The following is a 22,256-nucleotide window of genomic DNA, read 5'->3' as shown; positions in this document are numbered from 1 at the left end:
CCATGGCGCCGCACTCCGGCACCTACCCGGCTCGGGGCGACTCACCCATCACATGCCACGGCGGACCCGCCGGGGAGACCCTCAGGCCGCCGGGTAGGCGCGCTCCGGATCGGCGTTGACCAGCAGTTCCTCGGCGTGCGCCCGGCCCAGCTCGGAATCCTCCAGACCCGCGAGCATCCGCGACAGCTCGCGCACCCGGCCGCCCCGGTCCAGGCGCAGCACACCGCTCTCGGTGACCAGCCCGTCGGTGGACTTCTCGACCACCAGGTGGGCGTCGGCGAACGCCGCCACCTGCGGCAGGTGGGTGACCACGATGACCTGGGACCGGCGCGCCAGGCGCGCCAGGCGGCGGCCGATCTCGACCGCGGCCTTGCCGCCCACACCCGCGTCGACCTCGTCGAACACGAAGGTCGGCACCGGGTCCGCGCCCGCGAACACGACCTCGATCGCCAGCATCACCCGGGACAGCTCACCGCCCGAGGCGCCCTTGTGCAGCGGCAGCGGCCGGGCGCTGGGGTGCGGTGCCAGCAGCAGCTCCACCTCGTCGCGCCCGTGGGACCCGAAGTCCTCCCCCGTGGTGATCCGCACGCTCACCCGCGCGTGCGGCATCGCCAGCGCGGTCAGCTCCTCGGTGACCGCCGCGCCGAACCGCTCGGCCGCCTCGGTGCGGATCCGGGTGAGCTCGCCCGCCCAGTGGTCCATCCGCCCGTACAGCTCCTCGGCCTCGGCCCGCAGCTCCTCGATGCGCTCGTCGTCGCCCTCCAGGGACGCCAGCCGCTTGGCCGCGTCCTCGGCCCAGGCCAGGATGTCGTCCGCGGTCTCGCCGTACTTGCGCGAGAGCGAGGTGAGCAGCGCCCGCCGCTCCTGCACGTGCGCCAGCCGGGCCGGGTCGGCGTCCACCGACTCGGCGTAGGAGGCCAGCTCCGTGGCCGCGTCGGTCAGGATGTAGGACGCCTCGTCCAGCCGCTCGCCGATCGCCGCCAGCTCCGGGTCGTGCTCGCGCACCGCCGCCACCGCCTGGCGGGCCGCCGACAGCAGCGCCGACACGTCCACCTCCACGTCGGAGGCCGGGTCGCCCACCAGCGCCTCGTGCGCGGTGGTGGCCGCCACCCGCAGCCCGTCGGCGTGCGCCAGCCGGGTCTCCTCCGCCAGCAGCTCGGCGTCCTCGCCCGAGACCGGCTGGGCCGCGGCGATCTCCTCCACCCCGAACCGGAGCATGTCCGCCTCCTGGGCGCGCTCGCGCGCCCGCTCGGTCAGCTCCATCAGCTCCTCCGACACCTCGCGGTGCCGCCGGTGGGCCGCCGTGTACTGCTTCAAGGCCTTGCCCAGCTCCTCGCCCGCGAACCGGTCCAGCGACGCGCGCTGGCGGTCGGTGCGCAGCAGCCGCTGCTGGTCGGACTGGCCGTGCACGGCCACCAGGTCGTCGGCCAGGTACGCCAGCAGGCTCACCGGCGCCGACCGGCCGCCCAGCGTCGCCCGGGAGCGGCCCTCGGCGGACACGGTGCGCGCCACGATCAGCACGTCGTCGTCGAGCTCGCCGCCGGCCTCCGAGACCCGCTCGGCCACCCGGCCCTCGCGCGGGACCGTCAGCCGGCCCTCGACCAGCGCCCGGTCGGCGCCGGGCCGGACCCGCTGGGGGTCGGCGCGACCGCCGAAGAGCAGTCCCAGCCCGGTGACGACCATGGTCTTACCCGCGCCGGTCTCACCGGTGACGACCGTCAACCCCGGTGACAACTCCAACACGGCGTCGTCGATGACCCCGAGTCCCTGGATGCGGACTTCTTCGAGCACCGAACCCTCTCCTGATCGTCGGCCACACTGTCTTGACGTTCTCCCGCGCCTCCCGGACGGCGCACCCGCGCGGGTGCGCACGCGGTCAGCGGCCCTGCTCCCGGCGGCCGCGCCACCCCGCCACGGGGAGGCCGAACTTGGCCACCAGCCGGTCGGTGAACGGCGCCCGGTGCAGCCGGGCCAACCGGACCGGCGTATCGGCACGGGTGATCTCGATCCGTGCCCCGGCGGGCAATTCGACCATACGCCGTCCATCGCACCAGAGCACGCCCGGCGCCGTGTCCGGCAGCACCTCCAGCGCCACCGTCGCCCGCGGGCCCACCACCAGCGGCCGGGCGAACAGCGCGTGCGCGCTCAACGGCACCACCAGCAGGGCTTCCACATCCGGCCACACCACCGGGCCGCCCGCGGAGAAGGCGTGCGCCGTCGACCCCGTCGGTGTGGCGCACACCACCCCGTCGCACGCCCACCGCGACAGCGGGCGGCCGTCGACCTCCAGGACCGCCTCGACGATCCGCCGCGACTCGCCCTTCTCCAAGGTGGCGTCGTTGAGCGCCCACGTGCGCACCGAGGGGACCCCGTCGGCACGGCCGCCGTTGAACACGGCCACGTCCAGGGTCATCCGCTCCTCGACGTCGTAGTTGTGCTCCACGACGCTGCGGACGGTCGCGCCCAGGTCCTCGCGCTCGGCCTCGGCCAGGAACCCGACGTGCCCCAGGTTCACGCCCAGCAGCGGGGCGCCCGCGGGCCGGGCCAGCTCGGCCGCCCGCAGCAGCGTGCCGTCGCCGCCCAGCACCATGACCAGCTCCACGCCCTCGGCCGCGGACTCCGGTTCGACGACCTCGATCGGGGACAGGACACAGCCCGCCTCGGCGAGCTCGTCCACCTCGTCCTTGAGCATGCGCACGGTCAGCCCGGCGCTGCTGAGGCTCTCGTGGACCAGCCGTGCGCTGCGCACCGCCGCGGGCCGACCGGTGTGGGCCAGCAGGAGAACGCCGCGTCCGCCGGTCCTGGTCATCGTCGTCCCCTTACGTCCACTCCCCGAAGGGGAGTTCGAATGCGGGCCGGGGAGCCTGTGCGCCCACCCGGCCGGGTCACGTTACCGGACCCGTGCGACAGGGTGCCACGCCCTAGGCCGGCCCCTCCGCCACCGCCCGCTCCAGCCGGGCCGCGTCCAGCGCCGGGGCGCCCGAGCGCAGCCACAGGAAGTACTCGACGTTGCCCGAGGGACCGGGCAGAGGGCTGGCCGCCACGTCGACCGTGCCCAGGCCCAGGGTGAGGGCGTGGGCGGCCACGTCGGCCACGGCCTCGGCGCGCAGCTCGGGCTCGCGCACCACGCCGCCCGCGCCCACCCGGTCCTTGCCGACCTCGAACTGGGGCTTGACCATCATGGCGAAGTCGGCCCCGGGGGCGACCGCGTCCCGCAGCGGCCCCAGCACCAGCTTCAGGGAGATGAACGACAGGTCGCCCACCACCAGGTCCGGGCGCGGCTCGCCGACCATCTCCGGGGTGAGCTCGCGGACGTTGACCCGCTCCATGACCCGCACCCGGTCGTTGCTGCGCAGCGACCACGCCAGCTGGCCGTAGCCCACGTCCACGGCGGTCACGTGGGCCGCGCCCCGGCGCAGCAGCACGTCGGTGAACCCGCCGGTGGAGGCGCCCGCGTCCAGGGCCCGCCGGTCGGCCACGTCCAGGGAGAACGCGTCGAGGGCCCCGATGAGCTTGTGCGCCCCGCGGGACACGTAGGGGGGCTCGTCGGAAGGAGTGCGCACCACGATGGGCTGGTCCTGTCCGACCTGGGTGGCCGGCTTGGAGGCCACGATCCCGGCCACCTTGACCAGGCCCCCCTCGATGATCTCGGCCGCGTGGCCGCGTGAGCGTGCGTGCCCGCGGCGGACCAGTTCCGCGTCGAGCCGAGTACGTTTCGCCATGATCACCTAGGATACCGGCGGCTGCGGCGCCGGCTCCTGGTCCAGGGCCCCCAGCACCGCCGACAGCTCGCGGTGCAGGGAGTCGAAGACCTCCACGTGCTCGGCGGTGGGCAGGCCCGACAGCCCCTCCAGGCGCTCCCGGGTGCCCTCCAGGGTCCGGGCGGCCAGCTCCTCGGCCTGTTCCTTGGGATTCATCGCCCCTCCGGTATCGACGGTCCGCGGCGGCCCCGACTTCTGGGCGGCCCTACTTCTTGGTGGCGCTGCGGGACTTGGTGGTGCGCTTGGCCGCGCCCGCCCGCGTCCGGCCGCCCTTGGCCGCGGGCTTGGCCGCCCCGGCCTTGGCGGCGGGCTTCTTCGCGGCGGCCGCCCCGGCCTCCTCCGCGTCCTCGTCAGCGCCCTCGTCCGTGCCGTCCTCCCGGGCGGGCTCGGCCGCCGCGGCCCCGTCGGGGGACTCGGCGGCCACGGGGCTCTCGGGGGCCTCGGGGGCCTCCGGGGCGTCCTGTCCGGCGGCCCCGTCCGGGGCGGGATCCGCCACGGCGGCCGCCACCGCGGCGACGGCGGCCGCGGGCACCTCCTCGACCTCCACGGCCCGCACCTCCACCGCCGGGACCGAGGGCACCCGCTCCCGACCCGACCGGGCCGCCAGCCGCCGCTCCAGCTCCGCCACGCGGCGCACCAGGCGCTCGTGCTCGGAGCGCGGCACCACGTCCATCCGCTCCAGGCGGTGCTCCACCTCCGAGCGCACCAGCTCCGCCAGCGCCTCCCGGTTGGCCCGGCTGGTCTCCAGCAGCTCCCCCGCCAGCGCCTGGATGGTCCGCCCCACCCGCGGCGGGGTGCCACCCGGCTCCTGCTCCGCCGCCGGCGCGCCCGCCCCGCCCGCCCGCAGCAGGACCTTGGCCGCGGCCACCGCCTCCTTGCGGGACAGCTCGGTGAGACCACTGGCGGCATCCAGATACGTGCGCACCGCGTCGACGACCATGATTCGCGTACTCCTTGACGGACAGAACACCGGAAGGGGGAACGGCACCGGAAAACGGAAGGGCACCGTGGGCGGGGGGTTGCGCGCACAACGCTACCCGGGCGGCACGGCCCCTGCCACGCGAAACCGGGAGGTCGTCCCCTTCGTCCCTTTGCCCGGACGGCGCCGCCGCCCCGGCGCCCCGTGCCGCATACGGCATCATGTGCCCATGAACAGCATCGACGCATGCCTGGAGGGCATCGAGAAGCTCAACGAGCGGATCCTCGCCGAACCCGAGGCCGAACGCCGCCGGGTCATCGTCGAGCGCTCTGTCAGCGTGCTCGTCCCCGACCTGGGCACCGTGTTCGACATGCGGCTGACCGCCGACGGCCTCAGCGACATCACCCACCGCCCCCAGGACGCCCCGGCGCCCCGGGCCCAGGTGCACATCACCGTCGGCAGCGACGACCTCGTCGACCTCGCCGACGGGCGGCTGGACCCGGCCCGCGCCCTCCTGACCCGCCGGGTCAGGGTCGACGCCAGCATGGGCGACCTGCTGCGCATGCGCAAACTCCTGTGACCGGGCGGTACCTTGCTGGGATGCCACGCCAACCTCTCGGGCTGGAACCCTTCCGCGGTCTGCGCTACACCGACGGAGACCTCGACCGGTTCATCGACGGGGGATTCGACCTCGCCCGTCTGCTGGCCCCGCCCTACGACGTGCCCGACGCCGAGGAGGCGCGGGCCCTGCAACGGTCCGACCCGCACAACGCCGCCCGGGTCACCCTGCCCTTCGAGCTCAGCCGCGCCAGCGCCGACGGCACCGAAGGGGCGATCCCCCGCCGGTACCGCGCCGCCGCCGCGCTGCTGCACGACTGGGTCGCCACCGGCGTGCTCTCCCCCGACCCCCGCCCGGCCCTGTACGTGTACGAGCAGGTCACCGCGGACGGCCGCCGCCAGCGCGGGCTGATCGGCAACCTGCGCCTGCCCGACGAGGGCTCCGAATCCGCCGTCCTGCCCCACGAGGACGTGGCCGACGCGCCCGTGCACGACCGGTTCACCCTCATGGGGGTCGCCCGGGCCAACCTCGAACCCATCTTCCTGCTGTACCGCGGCGCGGGCGGCGCCGCCTCCGCCGTCACCGAGGCCGTCGCCGACCCGCCCCTGGTGGAGGCCCGCACCCGCGACGGCTCCGAGCACCGCCTGTGGGCGGTCACCGACCACGCCGACCACGCCCGGGTGTCCGCCGACCTGGCCGGCCGGTCCGCGCTCATCGCCGACGGCCACCACCGCTACGCCGCCTACCGCCGCCTGCACGCCGCCCACGGCGACCCCGGCTGGCGGTACGGGCTGGCCCTGCTCGTGGACAGCGACACCCACCCGCCCCGCCTGGGCGCCATCCACCGGGTCCTGCCGGGCCTGCGCCCGGAGGAGGCCGTGGCGGCCGCCCGCTCCGTCGCCGCGGTCGAGGCCGTGGACGGGGTGTCCGCCCGCGTGTACGAGGGGGTGGAGGGCCCCGCGCTGGTGCTGGCCTCCCCCGACGGCGAGGCCCACCTGGTGCACGGCTTCGACGACGACGCCCTGGCCCGGGCCATGCCCGGCCGCTCCGAGCAGTGGCGGCGCCTGCCCACCGCGGCCCTGCACGAGGTCCTGCTGCCGCTGTGGGGCGTCTCCGAGGAGGCGGTGCGCATGGTCCACGACGACCCCGGCGAGGCGGTGGCCGCCGCCCACCACGAGAAGGGCACCGCGGTGATCGTGCCCGCCCTGGACGTCCACCTGGTCTACGAGATCGCCGGGCAGGGCGAGCTCACCCCGCGCAAGTCCACCTCGTTCGGGCCCAAGCCGCGCACCGGGCTGGTCATGCGCCTGGTCGAGCCGTCGCCCCGGTACCGCTGAGCTCCCGCTCCGGGTCCTGGCCGCGGTGCGCCGCCAGGGCCCGCAGGCGCACCGCCCACACCACGGCGAGCGCCGTCGCCGCCGCGACCAGCAGCACCACCACGGACGGCACCGTGTACAGGGTCTGCACCCACGTGGCGTCGCGACCGCCCGCCAGCGGCGAGATCAGCCGGTGCGGGGCCAGGGCCGCGGCCACCACAGCGGCCGACCCCACCGCCCCGAGCACGCGCCGCCACCGGCGCCCGTCCCGCGCCCACACCCCGGCCCGGCGCACCCCGCGCACCGCCCCGGCGGCCACGGCCGCCACCGCGGCGACGCACACCAGGTCCAGCGCCAGCAGCCACGGCGCCGAGGAGCCGGTCGGCCCCTCCCCCTCGGCCAGGGCCACCAGGTTCCACAGCAGGGCGGAGGCGTCGCCCGCGCCCAGGCCGGTGTTGGCCATCACCGCAATCCCCACCCCGCTCTCCGGCAGCAGGGCCTGGTGGGCGGTGTAGGTGAACTGGATGCCGCCGTGCACCAGCAGCGGCGCGCCCCCGCCGGTCTCCTCCACCTGCCAGCCCAGGCCGGAGTCGGCCGCCGGGCCCGTGCCGCCCGCGGCGGCGTGCGTCAGCGCCACCGCGTCCGCGGGCACCCCCGCGCCCCCGTCGGCGGTACGGCCGCCGGTGTTCTGGGAGACCAGCCACCGCGCCATGTCGTCGGCCGTGGACACCATGCCGCCGCTGCCGTTGAAGTAGCCCTGCGGCTCCGGCAGGGCCCGGGCGCCGCCCAGCACCGCCACGTGCCCGGGGGCGACCCCGGCCGCGAACACGTCCCGCGCGGTGTCCACCGTGACCGTGTCGGCCATCCCCAGCGGGAGCAGCACCCGCTCGCGCAGCACGTCCGCGAACGGCTCGCCCTCCATCACCTCCACCATGCGGGCCGCGACGTGGTAGTTCGGATTGTGGTAGTTGCGCTCGGCCCCGGGGTCGGCCACCATCCCGGCGCCGGCCAGCCGCGCCACCGCGCCCTCCAGGTCCGCCGGGGTCGGCTCGCTCTTCTCCCGGAACCCGCGGTCGGACATGCCGGAGGTGTGCGTGAGCAGCTGCCGCACGGTGATCCGCGCACCGCGCGGGTCGTCCACCGCGAACTCCGGCAGGTGCTCGACCACGGGGTCGTCCAGGTCCAGCCTCCCCTCCTCCACCAGCGACGCCACCACGAGGGCGGTGAACGCCTTGCTCACCGACGCCATCCCCATCGGGGTGTCGGCGCCCACCGGCTCCCCGCGGGAATCGACCCCGTACCCGGCCGCCCGCACCACCTCGCTCCCCCGCGTCACCGCGACCGCCACCCCGGGCAGCGGCGCGTCCTCCAGGTAGGCCTCCACCCGTGCGTCCACCGCAGCGGCCGTGAGACCATCCACGGGCGCGGCCGCCGCCGCGGGCGCCGCCCACGACAGGACCGCCGCCACCGCCAGAGCCGCCGCCGACATCGTTCTCATCACCATGGCGCCATGCTCCCGGCCGGCCCGCTCCGCGCACCACGGTGCCGACCGCACACCCACCCTGCGGTACACCCCACCCCGAGGAGGAGACCCGCCCCATGACCGCCGCGCCCGAACCCGCGCAGGACGCGCCGCGCACCCGCGCCTCCCTCGCCCGCGACCTGGCCGGCCTGGGGCTGCGTCCCGGGGAGACCGTCCTGCTCCACTCCTCCCTCTCCGCCCTGGGCTGGGTGTGCGGCGGCGCCCAGGCCGTCGTCCAGGCGCTCCTGGACACCCTGGGTCCCACCGGCACCCTCGTGGTGCCCACCCAGACGATGGACAACAGCGACCCGTCCCAGTGGCGCAACCCGCCGGTGCCCGAGTCCTGGTGGCCGACCATCCGCGACCACACGCCGGGCTTCGACCCGCACGCCACCCCCAGCGCGCACATGGGACGAATCCCCGAGCTGGTGCGCACCCTCCCGGGGGCCGTGCGCAGCCCGCACCCGCAGACCTCCTTCGCCGCCGTGGGCCCGCGCGCCCACGCCCTGCTGGACCACCACCCCCTCGCCTGCCGCCTGGGCGACGAGTCGCCGCTGGGCCGCCTGCTGGACGCCCGCCTCCTGCTGCTGGGCACCGGCTACGACTCGTGCACCGCCTTCCACCTCGCCGAGTACCGGGTGCCCGCGCCCCGCACCGAACCGGTGGGCTGCGCGGTCGCCACCCCCGACGGCGGCCGCGCCTGGGCCGCCTTCACCGACACCGCCCTGGACTCCGACGACTTCCCCGCCCTGGGCGAGGCGTTCGAGGCCACCGGAGCCGTCACCACGGGCCCGGCCGGCTCGGCCACCGCACGCCTCTTCCCGGTCGCCGACGCCGTCGCCTTCGCCACCTCCTGGCTCACCGCCCACCGCCCCATCGCCTGACACCCCCGCCCGCCGCCGCACGTCCCCCGCCGCCCCGAAGACGCCCCGGCCTCCGGTCGACGGGCCCCTGCCGGCCGACGAGCACCCGCCCCCGGCCGCCCCCCGACTCGCACCTCCGCCCCAAGGGCCGCAACGACCGGGAACGGCCCGCCCCCGCCCAGCAGGCCCCACCGAGCCGGTACAGGCGCGGCGCCCCGGCCGACCACCGGTCCGGCACCCCGCTTCCGGGACCGGGAACGCCCCGCCCTCCGGCCGACGGGCCCCGGCCAGGGCGGCGAGGGCGCGGCATCTCAGCGGGCCCCGGAGGCGGTGTCTCCGGGGTGGGGCCGGTCCGGGGCGCTGCGACGGACGGCACACCGGGTGGGGAGGCCCGCGGCCCCACCGGCCGGGGACCGCGTCATACCCTGGAGGGCGTCCGCCACCGCCGCAAGGAACGGGTCCGCCATGCCCCTGCTCGCCGCCGAGCGCCCCCTGAGCACGATCCACGACGCGATGCTCCTGGACCTGGACGGGGTCGTCTACATCGGCCCGAGCGCGGTGCCGGCCGCCCCCGAGGCGATCGACAAGGCACGGGCCGCGGGGGCGCGGGTGGCCTACGTGACCAACAACGCCGGACGCACCCCGGCCCGCATCGCCGAACACCTCACCCACCTGGGCATCAACGCCACCCCGCAGGACGTGGTGACCTCCGCCGAGGCGGCCGCCCGGCTGGTCGCCGAACGCCACCCGGCCGGCTCGGAGGTCCTGGTGGTCGGCGACACCGGGCTGCGCCAGGCGGTGCGCCGCATGGGGCTCGTCCCGGTCACCATCGCCACCGACTCCGTGGTCGCCGTGGTGCAGGGCTACTCCCGCTCCGTGACCCGGGACCTCCTCGACCAGGGCACGCTGGCGGTGTCGCGCGGCGCCCTCTACGTCGCCAGCAACGCCGACGCCACCGCCCCCACCGAATGGGGTGTCACCCCGGCCAACGGGTCCTTCGTCCGGGTGATCGCGCACGCCACCGGAGTGGAGCCGATCATCGCGGGCAAGCCCATGCGCCCCCTCCACGAGGAGGGCATCCGGCGCACGGGGGCCCGCGACCCGCTCATCGTCGGCGACCGCCTGGACACCGACATCGAGGGCGCGATCGTGCACGGCGCCGCGGGCCTGCTGGTGCTGTCGGGGGTGACCACCCCGCTGGACCTGCTCGCCGCCCCGGAGCACCGGCGGCCCAACTACCTGTCCTGGGACGTGTCGGGCATGAACGACACCCACCCGGGCGTCGACGCCTTCCACGGCGGCACCCGCTGCGGGGGCTGGACGGCGACCCACACCCCCGACGGCCCGCTCCTGGAGGGCTCCGGCGACCGCCTCGACGGCCTGCGCGCCCTGTGCGAGGCCGTGTGGGCGAACCCGGCGGTGGACCCGGCCGGCCCGGCCGCACGCGCCGCCCTGGCCGCCCTGGGCTGGTGAACCGGGCCGGGGCACCGCCCACCCGGGCCTGAACGCCTCCCCGTACGGCGACCTCCGCGGCACCCTCGCGCACCCCCGCCCGCCGTACCGGGCCGGGGCGCCGGACAGGACTCCCGCCGCACGGACCGCTCCCGTCCCGGGTCCGTGGACGCGGGCCGCGGCGGCACACGGGACCCCGCCCCCGGGCCGGGCGCCCACCGCCCCCGGCCCCGCCCCGGCGAGGCGGTCCGCTCCCGTACCGGACACGCCGGGTCCATGCCGGACCGGCGCCGCACCCGGCGTCCGGGGTCCGGCACGGCCGCCGACACCGGCCGCGGTGCGGGCCAGGGGGCGAGCCAGGGCGGCGAGGACCCGTACCAGCACCGCTCCGAGGAGACGCACCGGGCGGCGCGCCGCGCGGGCGGTCATCGCCCGGCCCCTTCCCCCGTCGCGCGCGGGAACGCGGCGGCGGGGAGGTCCCCGTCGGCCGGCCGCGAGCGGCGCACCAGCGCCACGGTCCGCGCCTCCACCTCGCACGTACTGCGCTCCTCCGCCCGCCCGTGCCAGAACCGGCGGCGCAGCGCCCCCGTCACCCGGACGACGTCGCCCAGCCGCCACTCCCCCAGCTCCGGATGCAGCCCGGGGTCGAAGCCGACGCAGTAGACCGCGTCGGAGCGGCGCCCCGACACCCCCTCGCGCGGGGGCCTGGCCATGCACATCCGCCAGCTGGCCAGGCGGTTCCCGTTCGCCATCTCCCGGAACACCGGCTCGGCGGTGATGCGCCCCACCAGCAGCACCTCGTTGCGGTGCCCGCCGTCCCGGCCGGGGTCCTCCCCCGGGTCCGTGCCCCGCGCCGCCCGTGCTCCCCGCCCCGCGCTCCGCAGACCGTTCTCCCGCATGCGTCGTCCTTCCCGAAGACCCTGTGGCACCGGCGTGGACCAGCGGGCGGCACGACGGCCGGCACGTGTGCCCCCACCTTCAGGATCACCGGGGCCGACCGGCGGCGAAAGGGCTTCGCCCCGCCTGTGGACAACCCTCCGGAACGGGGTCGTCCGATGATCCCGCCCCCGGTCGGGACGCACACCGCCCCCGTGTCCTAGAGTCGGATTCGGATGCGGTTCCTCCCGGAACCCACGACGACCACAGGGAACAGGGGTGCCTGCCGTGCACGACGACGTGGACGTGAGCCGCCTGCCCGAGGGGGTCACCCCCCTGGGCGACGACATCTTCGCCATCGACACGATGCTCGCCGGATATCCGGGCATCGTGTCCAGCTACCTCATCCGCTCCGAGCGCCCCTGCATCGTCGAGGTCGGCACCGCCGGTTCGGCCCGGGTCCTGCACGACGCCGTCACCGCCATGGGCCTGGCCCCCGCCGACCTGGCCACCATCGTCGTCACCCACATCCACCTCGACCACGCGGGCGGCACCGGCGACATGGCCGCCCTCTTCCCCAACGCCGAGATCGTCGTCCACGAGCGCGGCGCCCGCCACCTCGCCGACCCCAGCCGCCTCATGCGCAGCGCCGCCATGGTCTGGGGCGACCGCCTCGACACCCTGTTCGGGCAGATGCACCCCACCGAGGCGCGGCGCATCCGCTCCGTCGCCGAGACCGGCGAGATCGACCTGGGCGGCGGCCGCAGGCTCGTCACCCACTACGCCCCCGGGCACGCCAAGCACCACATGGGCCTGGTCGACACCCTCACCGGCGACCTGTACGTCGGCGACGCCCTGGGCGTCTACAACCAGCTCACCGGCGACGTCCGCCCGGCCACCCCGCCGCCGGACTTCGACATGCAGGCGTGCCTGAGCACCCTGCGGCTGTTCTCCGACATCGACGCCCAGCGCCTGATGTTCTCCCACTTCGGAGCGGTCGACACGGTCGCCGAGACCATCGACCGCGCCCGGTCCGAGCTGCACCTGTGGGTGGAGACGGTCCGCGAGTCGCACGGTTCGGCCGGCGACCTCGACCACGCCATCGCCATGGTGCGCGACAAGGTCATCAGCCGGTACAAGCCGCTGCCCCCGGACGCCTCCCCGGAGTCCGCCGCCGTCCTGGACATCCTCAGCGGCGCCGAGGCCAACGTGTCGGGCATCGTGCACTGGCTCGACCGGCTCGAACAGGAACGCGCCGAGGCCGAGCGCAAGGAACGCGAAGAACAGGGCTGAGCGCGCCGGGGCCGGCTCGGTGCGACGGCACGGCGGTGTGAGGGGCGGGGATGGCGGGGGTCCGCCCCCTCACACGGCCCCTGCACCGTGGCGCCCGGACGGGTGACGGCACGTCACGGGCCGGAGCGGGAGAAGTCACGGGGAACGGTGACGCGTCCACGGACGCGTTCACACCGGCGGAGAGGGTCCGGGCCGGCTCCGGCGGGGAGCGCGGAAAGGCCCGGAAAACCATGTGCGGGGGTGACCCGGGCCACCTAGGCTCACCGCATGACGCTCCAGATCCGGCCGATGGAAACCGAGGACGTCCCCGCCGTCCTCCCGTTCCTGCGCGCCCACCACCCCTACCGTGTCCTCACGGAGAAGGCCGTGCGCTGGCGCATGGCGAACCCCACCCCCCATTCGACGGACCTCCCGATCGTGGCGACCGACGGCGACGGCGGGATCGTGGGGTTCACCCGGTCCCTGCTCACCCGCCCGGAGGGGCGCGACCCGCACGGCCTGACCTTCCTCACCGCGGTCGCGGAGCGGTACCGCGGCGGCGACCTGGCCGCCCGCCTCCTCACCGCGTCCGAGGAGTCCCTGGTGGAACGCGGCGCCCGCACCCTGCGCACCGAGGTCGCCGAGGAGCCGGTCCAGGCGGGCGGCCCGCTGCTCCACGGGGTCGCCCTCGACCACGGGTACGCGGAGGAGGAGACCCATCACATCCTGGGCCTGGACCTGTCCCTGCTGCCCCCGGCGCCGGAACCGCCCGCGGGCGTGGAACTGCGGACGTTCCGGGAGTACGCCGACGACCCCCGGCCGGTCTACGAGCTCGACCGGCTGGCCAGCGAGGACGAACCCGGTGCCGTGCCGAGCGTCGGCTTCATGACCTTCGAGGACTGGGTGAACGGGCCCTGGAACCACCCGCTCACCGACCTCGACCTGAGCCTGGTCTTCCTGCACGAGGGCACCCCCGCGGGCATCACCTGCTACGCCTCCGACCGCAGGAGCCGCATGGAGTCGTCGATGACGGGGACCCTGCGCGAGTACCGGGGGCGCGGGCTGGCCGGATACGCCAAGCATGTCGCCCTGCTGCGGGCGCGCGAACAGGGGTTCACCCACGCCGCCACCGGAAACCACGAGAACAACGCGCCCATGCTGGCCATCAACGCCCGGCTCGGCTACGCGCTGCTGGGCAAGGAGACCGGTTACGTCAAACCCGTCGTCTGACCGGCCCCCTCAGGGGCGGGCGCCGGGCAGGTCCAGCGCCCGCAGCAGGTGGGCGTAGAGGCCGTCGGCCCACGACAGGCTCTCCTCCGGGGGCAGGACGTCGAACTCCCGCACCTCGACCGTCTCGAACTCGCCGCTGAGAGGGGCCGTCTCCAGGACGGGGGCGTGGGTGACGACCGTGACGTGCCCGTCGGCGAGCACGTAGTACCCGGCGACCTCCACCGCGCCCAGGGTCGCCCCGGCCTCCTCTGCCGCCTCCCGCCGGGCGGTGTCCACGACGCCCTCCCCGGCCTCGGCGTGCCCGCCGGGGAACTCCCACGCGCGCCGCCGGTTGCGCACCATCAGCGCCCGGCCGCCCCGGTGGGTCAGGCACACCACGGAGTCGTACGCCGGGGGAAGGACTCCCAGACGCACGACGGCGCCGCCGAGCGGTCCACGACCGCCCGGCGGCGCCAGGGGATCCGGGGTCAGTCGCGCTCCCGGTCCCGCGGGGCGTCGGCCCCGTCGTCCTTCACTGCCTCGGGCGCGGCGTCGGACTCGTCGGCGGAGTCGTCCTCGGGCTCGTCGGCGTCGCGGACACCGTCCTCGAAGTCCCCGTCCTCGTCCTCGAAGTCCTCAGGCTCGCCGGCCCGGGAGTCGTCCTCGGCCTCGTCCTCGTCTTCGAGGGCGGGATCGGCCGGACGGGCCTCCCGCGGGGCCTGCGGCTCCGCGAAGTCCTGTTCCTCGAAGTCCTGCTCCTCGGCGTCGGTCCAGATGATGCCGTCCTCCGGGTCGACGTCGACCAGCTCGACACCCTCCAGCACGGCCAGGCGCTCATCGGCGTCGGTCACCCCGTCGCTGTCCACGGCGGAGGCGCGCGAGAAGTACTCGCGGGCGTCCTCCTCGCGGCCCAGCTCCTCCAGGACGTCGGCGTAGGCGTAGAACAGGCGCGCGATCCACGGCCGGGCGCGGCGCTCCTTCAGCTCGGGAACCTGGAGCTCGGCCAGGGCGCCCTTGATGTCGCCCATGTCCCGCCGGGCGCCGGCGGCCACGATGCGCAGCTCGATGCGCTCGGCGGCGTCCAGCTGCTCGCCGGCCGGGTCCCCGGTGATCTCCAGAGCCCGCTCGGGGCGGCCCAGGCCGCGCTCGCAGTCGGCCATGATCGCCAGGAAGTTGTCACGGCCGCTCATGCGGCGCGCGGCACGCAGGTCGGAGAGGGCCTCCTGCCACTTGCCCACCGTGTAGGCGGCGACACCGGAGGCCTCCCGGACACCGGGGACCCGGGACGCCTTGCGCCGGGCGTAGGCGGCGTGGGCGTAGGCGCGCTCGGGGTCCTCGTCCACGAGGAGGCCGGCCGCCACGATGTGCTTGCCGACCAGCTCCGCCAGGGACTTGGGCAGCGAGCTGAGGTCGCGCCTGGTGTCGGCGTCGAGCTGGTCGTAGGTCGCCTCTTCGGGAAGCTGGGGAGCGATGTCCGCAGGGTCGCGGTCCTCACGGGGACCGCGACGGTCGTCGCGCCCGCGGTACCCGCCCCGGTCGTCACGGCGGCCACCCCGGTACCCGCCGCCCCGCCGGTCGTCACGGCGGTCGCCCCCGCGGTATCCGCCGCGGTCATCGCCACCGCGGTACCCGCCGCGGTCATCGCCACCGCGGTACCCGCCGCGGTCATCGCGCCGGTCGCGGTCTCCGCGGTAGCCGCCACGGTCGTCGCCGCCACGGTAACCACCACGGTCGTCACGACGGTCCCGGTCACCGCCGCGGTAGCCGCCACGGTAACCACCACGGTCGTCACGACGGTCCCGGTCACCGCCGCGGTAGCCGCCACGGTCGTCCCGGAAACCACCCTCACGACGGTCACCACCGCGGTAACCACCACGGTCGTCACGGCCGCGGTACCCGCCCTCACGGCGGTCGCCACCGCGGTATCCGCCGCGGTCATCGCCACCGCGGTACCCGCCGCGGTCATCGCGCCGGTCGCGGTCTCCGCGGTAGCCGCCACGGTCGTCGCCGCCACGGTAACCACCACGGTCGTCACGACGGTCCCGGTCACCGCCGCGGTAGCCGCCACGGTCGTCCCGGAAACCACCCTCACGACGGTCACCACCGCGGTGACCACCACGGTCGTCACCGCCCCGGTGGACCCCGCGGTCGTCACGGCGGTCGCGGTCGCCCCCACGGTAGCCGCCACGGTCATCGCGCCGGTCGCGGTCCCCGCGGAAGCCGCCGCGGTCATCTCCGCCACGGTAACCACCACGGTCGTCACGGCGGTCGTCGCGGCCGCGGTACCCGCCCTCACGGCGGTCGCCGCCACGGTATCCGCCACGGTCCTCGCCACCGCGGTATCCGCCGCGGTCATCGCGCCGGTCGCGGTCGCCTCTGTAACCGCCGCGGTCGTCGCGGCCCCGGTAACCACCACGGTCCCGGTCCCCGCCGCGGAAACCACCGCTGCGGTCATCACGGCCACGGTCACCCCGGTAGCCGGAACGGGAGCGGGAGTCGTCACCACGTCCCCGACCGTAAGACGCGCCGGAGCGGTCACCACTGTGCTCGTTCGCTCCGGAGTCCTGGCGGTCTCCCGATCGGCTGTCCTCAGTCATCCAACCCGTCCGTCAACAGTCAAAAGCGCTGCCACTGAGCAGTAGCAGCGCGTCAAGTACTCGTGCCCTCCAGCTTACGTCATGGAGTAGATGCGGGCCGCCAAAGTCCAAGTGCTCAAAGTCCCAGCCCAGCGGGAAATACCAGCTCCCGCGGGCCGCCCGAAGCGCCCGCCCGGGCCGGGGTGTGACCGCCGGCCCGGCCCCGCCGGAGGTCGTTCGACGGGGCCGGTTCACGTCCCGGGGTCACTTCCCCGCGAGCGCTCCGACGGCCGCGACCCACTCCGCAGCGGCGAACTCCAGGTGGCCGAGCTCCCGGTGCCGGGTGTCGCGCACGGCCGTGATGGAACCTTCCGAGACCTCGACACAGTCACCCTGGGCCCCGCTGTAGCTGGACTTGTGCCAGGTGTTCTCGTTCACCGCAGTTCTCCTAGGGCCTCAGATATCAGGTTCCGGGACGCCGCGGGAGGCAATGCCCAGATCTGCAGATCTCCGAACACGGCCTGCAGTCTCACCACGGCGTGCTCATCGCTGAGCAGTGTACTGCCCGAGGCATGCTCCACCTCGACCAAAGGTGCTTCCTGCAGGGAGGTCAGCACACGGAACGGCCCCGAGTGCCCGCCATGGTAGGGCGCGTCCACGGGCAGGACCAGGATGCGCACGTCCCGGGAGGAGGAGAGGTCAAGCAGGTGCTGTAGCTGCTCCCGCATCACGTCCGGAGTGCCGACCCGGGAACGGATGACGGCTTCCGAGACGATCGCCAGGAGGCGGGGGTTGCGCAGTTTCCTGAGCATGTCCAACCGGTGGGTGCGCAACTCCACCAGCTTCTCGACTTCTTCATCCGTGTCCTGGGGTCGCCCGTCCCGAAAGATGTGCCGGGCGTACCCTCCCGTCTGAAGCAGTCCGGGGATGAGCAAAGGGCTCCACATCTTGATGTCGGAGGCCCGTTCTTCGGTCTTGACGACTTTACGGTGCCAGTCCGGATCGTCCTCCGTTTGCTTCGTGTCCTCCCAGCGGCGGATGAGTTCGCCGTTCGCACCGAGGGACCTCTCGGCCTCCACGAGGAACGGCCGCTTCGGGGCCCTGTAGGCGCGCTCGTACTTGCTGATGGTGGACATGCCGTACCCGGTCGCCTCTGCCAGGTCGTCGAGTGTGAGCCCGCGCTGCTTGCGCAGCTTCCGTAACTCTCGGCCGAAGCCGACCCATGCGGGGATGATCTTTTCAGCCATGAGTAAATATTTACAGATGAGCTCTACATCCGTGTACGGAATGCCTCGGATTGCGGTCGACATCAGGAAAGCCGTTGAGTTGCCACTGTTCACCGTGAACCATGGGGTGCAGGCGATGGACAGCAACCGATCGGGACTTAACTGCCAAACAGTCCAATTCGGTCAAATTCAGGTGTCCACAAAAAGCCCTGGCGACCGTTTGCTGCGGTCCCCGGGCGGGGTCCCTACCGGATATCGAACTCACCGAGGAGAGACGCAATGAAGTGTATCGCCGGATGGCACGGCCCTCCAGGGGGCGACCGGGAGGCACCGGCCCTGACAGAGGAACGGCCACGGACGCGCCACCTGCGGACAGGCGAACCGGTCACCGTGCACCGACTCGCGTCCGAGGCGAACGCGACCTCCCGTGCGGATCGGAGCACGAGCACCACCGCTGGAACCGCCTTCGCGCTCCACCACCGGGTCAGTCGGTTCGGCGACCTGCTGTCGCCGGAGTTCTCCCCTGATCGCACCGGAGCGGTGCCGCTCCCACCGAGGTCCGAACCGGGCCCGGCTCCGGACCTGGGCCCGGGGCCGGCCCGGTCGAAGCGCCGAAAGCCTCCCAGCATGGGCCGGGTGATCCCGCTGCGGCCGGGCCAGGCCGGGTGGGCCCTGCCCCTGGCCGAAGGGCGCCCCCTGGCCCTGGTGCCGGGGCACGGCCGCCACCACCGGCCCGAGCCCCGGCGGCACCTGTCATTGGAGGAGTACAGCCACCGGTTCCCCAAGCGAATCCCGATCGTGGCCGCGACCAAGGACTCATCCTCGGCCGACACGTCCGGCTCCGCTCCCCCTCCTACTCCGCCCGCCAAGCCGTCACAACGGCTCCGAGCGCGGTGGCGCGCGTCCCGGGTGCGGACCTACGTGTCCCACCCGGGGAGGGACATGGCCCCGCTCTCGCTCGCGGTGCGCGCCTACCTCGAGCGGAAGGTGAAGTGAATGTCCGTCGGTGACATCCGGATCGCGGACCTGTTCGAGGCGATAGGCGACGCTTTGACCCTGCCGCCGGGGACGGCCCCGGCGGACGAGACCGCCCGTCAAGCCCTGCTCGGACACCGCATCGCCGCGGTATGCGCGGCGGTGGACCACGTGCAGGCCACGGGTGATCCGATCCAGGCCCTCGCCCTGCTCGACACACAGGTCGAGGCACATCCGATCGCCTACACCCCACAACCGCAGCGAATCCCGGGAGGTGGCCGATGATGCCGTCGCTATGCGAGCAGACCAGCCTGAACAGCTCCGGCCTCCGCCGCACCTGTGTCCTGGAGGCCGGTCATGCCGGCGAGCACGAGGACCTTGTCGGGTGGAGGTGGGAACCACCCGGGGCCGTGCTCGAACGGCTCCGCTCCACCTGGGGAGGTACGCACAGGATCGCCTGGACCGGGTCCCTGTGGGTGGCGACCCACAAGGACCCGAACGCGGCCTGGCGCACACACGTGGAACCCACACCCGCCCAGTTGGAGGAGCGCCTTCGCCGGCACGCGGACTCTACCGCCACAGGTGTGGGGCGCGGTGGCTCCTCCCTGCCGGGCATGAGCGGGCGTTCACCCGACCGGGAACCCCGGCCATAGCCGTGTCACGCCAGTGGGATGCCCGGCCCGAGGGGTGAGGCGGACTGTGAGGTTTCCAGGACGGTCACCATGTGGGGACGGCGGTCTGTGGTCGCAGTGACGGGTGACTGGTTTCCAAGAGCCCGACCGCTTGGAGGGTACAGCCGCGGAGCGTGGATCCGTCCCCGCGCAGTCGGCGCCCGGCAGACCACCGGAGGGGTGCGTTGGGCGCACGTCCTGGGTGGTGGGGGTGCGCTTTCCGGGGACGGGTCCACGCGAGGCGCGCGCACCCGCACCGCCTGGAAAGGTTGGGGGCGCCGGCGGCGGTGCGGGCGCTCCACGCTGTTGCCTACTCCCGCGGATGACCGCAGTACGGACGGGAGCAGGGGTGAAAGCCGCGCGCACCCGCGGCCCCAGGCCCAGAGGGGTGAGGGGAGGAAGAACCGCCACCTCCGCCCCAGGGGGTGACGGCCGTACATACCCGCGGCCCCGACCACAGACCGGAGGAAGGACCGCGACCTGCGCCCCGGACCGATGGCCGCAACCCGCACTTGCGCTCCTACCTGGAGAAACAACGGGCCGGGTAGGTGATGGAGATGGCCGCTACCGACACCCTCTCCACTCCGCGCGGGGCGATCGCGGTCAAGGAGTCGGCCGCCCTGGTTCCCGGACAGGCCCGGCGAAAACGCTCTGCTGGGGCCGGGGCCAAGGGAGAGCGGCTTTACCACTGGGCTCTCATCGACGATCGCTGTGATGAGTACGGGGCGTGGTTGGTGCTGATGCGCCGCAACCGTACCAATGGTGAGCTGGCGTTCTTCCACTGCTACGCCCCCGAGGCGGTGCCGCTGTCGCGGTTGGTAGCGGTGGCCGGGCGCCGCTGGAGGGTGGAGGAGTCCTTTCAAGGACACGCTGGACGTTGCCACCACCCCAGACAGGCAGTTCAGGAATCATGACAAACCGAAAGTCCAACTGGAGTACCAGAGTCACCGTGCTTCGTCTGTCATCCGGAGCTGCTAGGTATGGGGGACATTCCACCCCCTGAAGGGTTTTCCCATGCCTGTGTTGACCGAGTTCGCGGGTCTGCCCGTGGTCGAGTTCCCTGCCAGTGGCACGGACGAGGAGCGGATCATCCGTGCCCGCGAGCGGGGCGGGGATCCGCACGCTCCCGGCCCTGTGGCCTGGCGGCTGCGGTACGACAGAGAGGAGTGCGAGGAGCACCTCGCCCGTTTCCTGTCCGTGGTGGACACCGAACGGGTGGGTGCGCTGGTCATCGGAGACTGGGAGGCCGCCGCCGGAGGCCAGTACCGGATCGCACGCCTGCTGACCGAGCACGCCCATGCGTTGCCGAACCTGCGTGCGCTCTTCTTCGGCGACATCGACGGCTCGGAGTGCGAGCTGTCCTGGATCGACCAACCCGACCTGGCCCCGCTCGTGGCGGCCTTCCCCCGGCTGGAGGAGCTGGCTGTGAAGGGCGCCGACGGCATAGACGGCGAACTCGGGCTGCTCATCCCCTCGCACGCCTCGCTGCGTTCCCTGACGCTGGAGACCGGTGGCCTGCCGGGCCGGGTCGCGCGTCAGGTGGCGTCGTCGGGGCTGCCCGCGCTAGAGCACCTGGAGCTGTGGCTGGGGATGTCGGACTACGGCTGTGACACCTGGCCGTCGGACCTGGAGTCGGTGCTCTCGGGTGAGGTGTTTCCCCGACTGCGATACCTGGGTGTGCGCAACGCCGAGACGCTGGACGGGTGGCTTCCGGCACTGGCCGACGCACCCGTGCTCAAGCGCCTGGATGTGCTCGACCTGTCGCTGGGCGTCCTCACGGACCGGGGCGGTCAGGTGCTCGTGGACCGGGCCGCGGCCTTCGCTGGTCTGCGCAAGCTCGATCTGCACCACCACTACCTGAGTGAGGAGATGGAGGAGCGGGTGCGGGCCGCGTTCGACGGGTCCGGGGTGGAGGTCGACCTGTCCGACCGGCTGGAGCCCGAATACCACGGGGACGATGACGAGCCCTTCTACTACACCGCCGCGTCCGAGTAGCCGGGACCCCGTCCGCCCTCCCCGGCCCCAGGGGGGTGTCGGGAGGAGAAACCTCCGTCCGCACCCCAACGGGTGACAGCCACAGGTACCCGCGGCCTCGGCCTCGGCCTCGGCCCGGAAGAAGAACCGCAACCTCGCTCCAAGGGGTGAAGGCGACAGGTACCGGGACCTCCGCCACAGAGGGGTGCAGGCCGGCGGTCCCTCCTCCCCTGACCCTCGCGGGCCAGGGCCGCGTGAATGCTCTGCCTTCACCCCCGAGGGGTCGGGAGGGCAATGCCGACAGGGGTTACTACGGCGGGCGGCTGGGGTGACAAGCGAGGTCTGAGCAACAGCCTGTTTCCAGTCGGAGCGTTCTTTCCCTGGACCTGTGGCTGAGCGTGCCGCCTGGCGCCGACCCGTCCCCTGAACCAACCCCCGCCACCCCGGACGTGCACTCAACGCACCCGCCCGGCGGTCTGCCGGACCTCGTACGCGGGGACGGATCGACGCCCGGCCCGGGTCTGTACCTTCCCAAACGGTGACCGGTGGAGCACAACGCTTCTGAGAGAGCGCCCGCAGACCGCCCTTCCCAGATGGTGACCGACCTGGAAACCTCACAGTCCGCCTCACCCCCTGGGGCTGCGGTTGAGTCCCGCTCTACCAAAACCCCCCTGGAGCCCGGCCGAGTCCCGCTCTACCGACACCCCTTGCGGCCCGGGCCGCGTGACGCCCTCCGGCTGTGGCCAAGGCCTCCAGGACAGGCGGAAACCCCTGGGTGTCCGGGACAGAGGAAACCACCCGCCCCGACCCCTTGGAGCCGAAGGAGACGATGCTCCCTCCGGCAACCCCCGAGACCCCGGACAGACCCGCCCCCACCCCACACAGCATTGAAAAGGGAACAAACGGAAAGACCACTGCGGCCGCCCCCTGCGACCAAGGCCCCCAGGACACAAAAAAAAGGGGGGCCGCTACGCGACCCCCCACACACAAACACCCACACCCCGAAAACAGGGAAAGCCCCCACCCGAAGGCAGGGGCTCTCAACCCGAAGAAAACCGTGGCGGCAACCTACTCTCCCACCCCAC

Annotated in this window: 22 protein-coding genes; 11 read left to right on the top strand and 11 right to left on the bottom strand. The window is 73.9% G+C overall.

The features are described from left to right. Positions 1-81: 81 nt before the first annotated feature. From recN to ABZ249_RS29265, 5 genes are all read right to left on the bottom strand, one after another. Positions 82-1,791 (bottom strand): DNA repair protein RecN, encoded by a 1,710-nt coding sequence (recN, locus tag ABZ249_RS29285; protein WP_355269250.1) that lies wholly within the window; start codon positions 1,789-1,791, stop codon positions 82-84. A gap of 85 nt (positions 1,792-1,876) precedes the next feature. Then, complete coding sequence (locus ABZ249_RS29280) at positions 1,877-2,809, bottom strand: NAD kinase (RefSeq protein ID WP_355269248.1); 933 nt, start codon at positions 2,807-2,809, stop codon at positions 1,877-1,879. 112 nt (positions 2,810-2,921) lie between these two features. Further along, positions 2,922-3,722 (bottom strand): TlyA family RNA methyltransferase, encoded by an 801-nt coding sequence (locus tag ABZ249_RS29275; RefSeq protein ID WP_355269246.1) that lies wholly within the window; start codon positions 3,720-3,722, stop codon positions 2,922-2,924. A 6-nt stretch (positions 3,723-3,728) separates the two neighbouring features. Beyond that, entirely contained in the window at positions 3,729-3,917 is a 189-nt protein-coding gene (locus tag ABZ249_RS29270; protein WP_355269244.1) for a hypothetical protein, read from the bottom strand. 49 nt (positions 3,918-3,966) lie between these two features. After that, on the bottom strand, positions 3,967-4,701 hold the full coding sequence (locus ABZ249_RS29265; protein WP_355269242.1) for a membrane fusogenic activity family protein: 735 nt from the start codon (positions 4,699-4,701) through the stop codon (positions 3,967-3,969). A gap of 208 nt (positions 4,702-4,909) precedes the next feature. Here ABZ249_RS29265 and ABZ249_RS29260 point away from each other — a divergent pair, with 208 nt between their 5' ends. Both ABZ249_RS29260 and ABZ249_RS29255 read left to right on the top strand, forming a co-directional pair. After that, positions 4,910-5,260: an SCP2 sterol-binding domain-containing protein gene (locus ABZ249_RS29260; RefSeq protein ID WP_355269240.1), complete on the top strand. Its 351-nt coding sequence runs from the start codon at positions 4,910-4,912 to the stop codon at positions 5,258-5,260. A gap of 20 nt (positions 5,261-5,280) precedes the next feature. After that, positions 5,281-6,576: a DUF1015 domain-containing protein gene (locus tag ABZ249_RS29255; RefSeq protein ID WP_355269238.1), complete on the top strand. Its 1,296-nt coding sequence runs from the start codon at positions 5,281-5,283 to the stop codon at positions 6,574-6,576. Here the strand turns inward: ABZ249_RS29255 and ABZ249_RS29250 are convergent. Beyond that, positions 6,539-8,059, bottom strand: coding sequence for a serine hydrolase domain-containing protein (locus tag ABZ249_RS29250; RefSeq protein ID WP_355269236.1), 1,521 nt, complete (start codon positions 8,057-8,059; stop codon positions 6,539-6,541). The genes ABZ249_RS29255 and ABZ249_RS29250 overlap by 38 nt on opposite strands. 95 nt (positions 8,060-8,154) lie before the next feature. On the opposite strand from ABZ249_RS29250, the gene ABZ249_RS29245 reads away from it, so the two are divergent. After that, on the top strand, positions 8,155-8,961 hold the full coding sequence (locus ABZ249_RS29245) for an AAC(3) family N-acetyltransferase (RefSeq protein ID WP_355269234.1): 807 nt from the start codon (positions 8,155-8,157) through the stop codon (positions 8,959-8,961). 444 nt (positions 8,962-9,405) lie between these two features. After that, complete coding sequence (locus ABZ249_RS29240) at positions 9,406-10,413, top strand: HAD-IIA family hydrolase (protein ID WP_355269232.1); 1,008 nt, start codon at positions 9,406-9,408, stop codon at positions 10,411-10,413. Between the two features lie 404 nt (positions 10,414-10,817). Here ABZ249_RS29240 and ABZ249_RS29235 read toward each other — a convergent pair whose 3' ends face one another. Next, the gene (locus ABZ249_RS29235) at positions 10,818-11,291 is read right to left on the bottom strand and encodes a single-stranded DNA-binding protein (protein WP_355269230.1); all 474 of its coding nucleotides are present in this window, start codon (positions 11,289-11,291) and stop codon (positions 10,818-10,820) included. 265 nt (positions 11,292-11,556) lie between these two features. On the opposite strand from ABZ249_RS29235, the gene ABZ249_RS29230 reads away from it, so the two are divergent. Both ABZ249_RS29230 and ABZ249_RS29225 read left to right on the top strand, forming a co-directional pair. After that, positions 11,557-12,561 carry an MBL fold metallo-hydrolase gene (locus ABZ249_RS29230; protein ID WP_355269316.1) on the top strand — a complete coding sequence of 335 codons (1,005 nt, stop codon included), beginning with the start codon at positions 11,557-11,559 and terminating at the stop codon, positions 12,559-12,561. Positions 12,562-12,828: 267 nt separating this feature from the next. Then, positions 12,829-13,770 (top strand): GNAT family N-acetyltransferase, encoded by a 942-nt coding sequence (locus ABZ249_RS29225; RefSeq protein ID WP_355269228.1) that lies wholly within the window; start codon positions 12,829-12,831, stop codon positions 13,768-13,770. Positions 13,771-13,779: 9 nt separating this feature from the next. Here the strand turns inward: ABZ249_RS29225 and ABZ249_RS29220 are convergent, their stop codons facing one another. Both ABZ249_RS29220 and ABZ249_RS29215 read right to left on the bottom strand, forming a co-directional pair. Further along, positions 13,780-14,184: an NUDIX domain-containing protein gene (locus ABZ249_RS29220; protein ID WP_355269226.1), complete on the bottom strand. Its 405-nt coding sequence runs from the start codon at positions 14,182-14,184 to the stop codon at positions 13,780-13,782. 53 nt (positions 14,185-14,237) lie between these two features. After that, entirely contained in the window at positions 14,238-15,092 is an 855-nt protein-coding gene (locus ABZ249_RS29215; RefSeq protein ID WP_355269224.1) for a hypothetical protein, read from the bottom strand. Between ABZ249_RS29215 and ABZ249_RS29210 the strand changes: the two genes are divergently transcribed. Beyond that, complete coding sequence (locus ABZ249_RS29210) at positions 15,060-16,391, top strand: hypothetical protein (RefSeq protein WP_355269222.1); 1,332 nt, start codon at positions 15,060-15,062, stop codon at positions 16,389-16,391. The genes ABZ249_RS29215 and ABZ249_RS29210 overlap by 33 nt on opposite strands. A 198-nt stretch (positions 16,392-16,589) precedes the next feature. Here ABZ249_RS29210 and ABZ249_RS29205 read toward each other — a convergent pair whose 3' ends face one another. Continuing rightward, positions 16,590-16,763 carry a DUF397 domain-containing protein gene (locus tag ABZ249_RS29205; protein ID WP_355269220.1) on the bottom strand — a complete coding sequence of 58 codons (174 nt, stop codon included), beginning with the start codon at positions 16,761-16,763 and terminating at the stop codon, positions 16,590-16,592. Then, positions 16,760-17,572 carry a helix-turn-helix transcriptional regulator gene (locus ABZ249_RS29200; RefSeq protein ID WP_355269218.1) on the bottom strand — a complete coding sequence of 271 codons (813 nt, stop codon included), beginning with the start codon at positions 17,570-17,572 and terminating at the stop codon, positions 16,760-16,762. Before ABZ249_RS29200 ends, ABZ249_RS29205 begins: the two co-directional genes overlap by 4 nt. Before the next feature lie 606 nt (positions 17,573-18,178). Between ABZ249_RS29200 and ABZ249_RS29195 the strand changes: the two genes are divergently transcribed. The 4 genes from ABZ249_RS29195 to ABZ249_RS29180 all read left to right on the top strand — a co-directional run bounded on the left by ABZ249_RS29195 (position 18,179) and on the right by ABZ249_RS29180 (position 21,192). Next, entirely contained in the window at positions 18,179-18,547 is a 369-nt protein-coding gene (locus tag ABZ249_RS29195) for a hypothetical protein (protein WP_355269216.1), read from the top strand. Continuing rightward, positions 18,548-18,811: a hypothetical protein gene (locus ABZ249_RS29190; protein WP_355269214.1), complete on the top strand. Its 264-nt coding sequence runs from the start codon at positions 18,548-18,550 to the stop codon at positions 18,809-18,811. A gap of 943 nt (positions 18,812-19,754) precedes the next feature. Then, positions 19,755-20,111: a hypothetical protein gene (locus ABZ249_RS29185; protein ID WP_355269212.1), complete on the top strand. Its 357-nt coding sequence runs from the start codon at positions 19,755-19,757 to the stop codon at positions 20,109-20,111. Positions 20,112-20,211: 100 nt separating this feature from the next. Next, positions 20,212-21,192, top strand: coding sequence for an STM4015 family protein (locus tag ABZ249_RS29180; RefSeq protein ID WP_355269210.1), 981 nt, complete (start codon positions 20,212-20,214; stop codon positions 21,190-21,192). The last annotated feature ends 1,064 nt before the right edge of the window (positions 21,193-22,256 follow it).

The organism is Nocardiopsis sp. NPDC006139, assembly GCF_040614155.1.
Classification (GTDB): Bacteria; Actinomycetota; Actinomycetes; order Streptosporangiales; family Streptosporangiaceae; genus Nocardiopsis; species Nocardiopsis changdeensis.
This window is presented reverse-complemented; position numbering and strand designations above follow the sequence as displayed.

Bases quoted from the DNA above. Each gene is read 5' to 3' on its own strand.
- ABZ249_RS29280 (WP_355269248.1), bottom strand. From the start codon at position 2,809: ATGACCAGGACCGGCGGACGCGGCGTTCTCCTGCTGGCCCACACCGGT.
- ABZ249_RS29275 (WP_355269246.1), bottom strand. From the start codon at position 3,722: ATGGCGAAACGTACTCGGCTCGACGCGGAACTGGTCCGCCGCGGGCAC.
- ABZ249_RS29270 (WP_355269244.1), bottom strand. From the start codon at position 3,917: ATGAATCCCAAGGAACAGGCCGAGGAGCTGGCCGCCCGGACCCTGGAG.
- ABZ249_RS29265 (WP_355269242.1), bottom strand. From the start codon at position 4,701: ATGGTCGTCGACGCGGTGCGCACGTATCTGGATGCCGCCAGTGGTCTC.
- ABZ249_RS29260 (WP_355269240.1), top strand. From the start codon at position 4,910: ATGAACAGCATCGACGCATGCCTGGAGGGCATCGAGAAGCTCAACGAG.
- ABZ249_RS29255 (WP_355269238.1), top strand. From the start codon at position 5,281: ATGCCACGCCAACCTCTCGGGCTGGAACCCTTCCGCGGTCTGCGCTAC.
- ABZ249_RS29250 (WP_355269236.1), bottom strand. From the start codon at position 8,059: ATGGTGATGAGAACGATGTCGGCGGCGGCTCTGGCGGTGGCGGCGGTC.
- ABZ249_RS29245 (WP_355269234.1), top strand. From the start codon at position 8,155: ATGACCGCCGCGCCCGAACCCGCGCAGGACGCGCCGCGCACCCGCGCC.
- ABZ249_RS29240 (WP_355269232.1), top strand. From the start codon at position 9,406: ATGCCCCTGCTCGCCGCCGAGCGCCCCCTGAGCACGATCCACGACGCG.
- ABZ249_RS29235 (WP_355269230.1), bottom strand. From the start codon at position 11,291: ATGCGGGAGAACGGTCTGCGGAGCGCGGGGCGGGGAGCACGGGCGGCG.
- ABZ249_RS29225 (WP_355269228.1), top strand. From the start codon at position 12,829: ATGACGCTCCAGATCCGGCCGATGGAAACCGAGGACGTCCCCGCCGTC.
- ABZ249_RS29200 (WP_355269218.1), bottom strand. From the start codon at position 17,572: ATGGCTGAAAAGATCATCCCCGCATGGGTCGGCTTCGGCCGAGAGTTA.
- ABZ249_RS29195 (WP_355269216.1), top strand. From the start codon at position 18,179: ATGGGCCGGGTGATCCCGCTGCGGCCGGGCCAGGCCGGGTGGGCCCTG.
- ABZ249_RS29190 (WP_355269214.1), top strand. From the start codon at position 18,548: ATGTCCGTCGGTGACATCCGGATCGCGGACCTGTTCGAGGCGATAGGC.
- ABZ249_RS29185 (WP_355269212.1), top strand. From the start codon at position 19,755: ATGGCCGCTACCGACACCCTCTCCACTCCGCGCGGGGCGATCGCGGTC.
- ABZ249_RS29180 (WP_355269210.1), top strand. From the start codon at position 20,212: ATGCCTGTGTTGACCGAGTTCGCGGGTCTGCCCGTGGTCGAGTTCCCT.